2 protein-coding genes are annotated in these 1,632 nt (G+C 39.4%); both read right to left on the reverse strand.

Translation table 11 applies throughout. The features are described 5' to 3' along the window. A partial coding sequence (locus HP456_RS23720) for a copper homeostasis protein CutC (RefSeq protein ID WP_246289405.1) occupies positions 1–581 on the reverse strand: 581 nt, incomplete at its 3' end. Between the two features lie 148 nt (positions 582–729). Continuing rightward, positions 730–1,632: citrate/2-methylcitrate synthase (locus tag HP456_RS23725; RefSeq protein WP_172255607.1), on the reverse strand; the 903-nt coding region annotated here is incomplete at its 5' end.

Below are 1,632 nucleotides of genomic sequence, written 5' to 3' on the forward strand. Positions count from 1 at the left end.
TGCTGAATGGTTTGCATGCGGCTAGAAAGTTCACCATTTCCACCAGAAGTCAAAATAGTTGTTATTTCCTTGTATTGGGCTAATGTTTCAGCCGCTTGAACGGGATTGATTGTATAATCAATTGCTCGATGAAATGTAACCTCCATACCATTGCATTCCTTCAATAATTCTTCAAGCATATGTTGGTTGACTTCGCCTTTCTCATTCAACACTCCTAGTACAACACCATTTGCACCTATTGAACGGATTATTTTTATATCATTTTTCATGATCAAGAAGTCATCATCAGAGTAACAAAATGATTGGCTATGCGGCCTTACCATCACATTGACCGGAATGCTTACACGGTTCACTGCAGCTTCGATTAGGGAGTGACTTGGTGTTAAGCCACCCTCTGTTAAAGCGGATACCAGCTCAATCCGATCTGCCCCCGATTGTTCAATTAATATAGCATCTTCTAACGTTGTCGCAATAAATTCTATGAACATCGTATCAACCTTTCTTATATGCTGCTGCCTTCTCTTCTTTATACGTTTGACGGTCAGAGATTTTAATAATAGGATACCATATGAATCCCGCAATGATGAAATCTACCATTTGGATAACAGTCCCTGTCCAGCTGTTCGTTATCATAAATCCTTGTTTGATTGGTGGGGTTGGTGTTCAAATACAAAACCAATTGAAGAGCACTTCATAAAATGAGATAGATATTAACAGCATGGGCTATCTTTACAACTCTCCAATATATTCAGATTTCGGACGATAGATAACATTATTTTCTGCTTGTTCCAATACATGAGTTGTCCACCCGACTACCCTGCTTGCGGTAAAAGTAGGGGTAAATAGATCTGCTTTAAGATTAATCGACTTCATTATTGCCGCCGCATAAAACTCTACATTCGTGTACAGCGATCTCCCCGGTTTTATTTCTTCAAGTATTTTTATTGCTGTGCTCTCCACATGAATGGCGAGATCAAGTGAGTCATCTGCCCCGCTAGATTCTAAAAGCTTTTCTCTTAGAGCCAATGCTCTCGGATCGTGAGTTTTATATACCCGGTGTCCAAATCCCATTAATTTCTCACCTTTATTCAACTTTTCTCTTATAACCATCTCAGCTCGATCAACAGTTCCAATTAAATTAAGTAAATCAATTACCCCTGAAGGAGCTCCCCCATGTAAAGGACCCTTCATCGTTCCGATTGCTGAAGTAATGGATGAAACCATATCTGATTCAGTTGAAGCTGTCACCCTGGCTGAAAAAGCTGAAGCATTCATTCCGTGCTCTAAAGTTAATATCATGTAAGTCTCTAAAGCATTGACCACTGCGTTTGAAGGAATGCTGCCGGTTAACATATATAAATAGTTTGCTGCGTGATCAAGTTCTTCATTAGGTTCATTAAAGGGCTTTTGCTCTAACAGGCTATTCCTGAAGGCAATGATTGTGGGTATTATTGCAGTTAGTCTTATTGCTTGCTTAATTGTTGGTTTCCAGGAGTATTCTTTAGAACCCTCAGCTGATAGTGCTGTCCTTAATACACTCATCATATCCATATCAACTGGAAGGTGCCTGATGATGTCTTTCATTGCCTGTGAAATGTATCGATTGCTGGACATTTGGATTTTTAATTCTCT

The sequence above is a fragment of the Bacillus haikouensis genome (genome assembly GCF_013179555.1).
GTDB lineage: Bacteria > Bacillota > Bacilli > Bacillales > Bacillaceae_B > Rossellomorea > Rossellomorea haikouensis_A.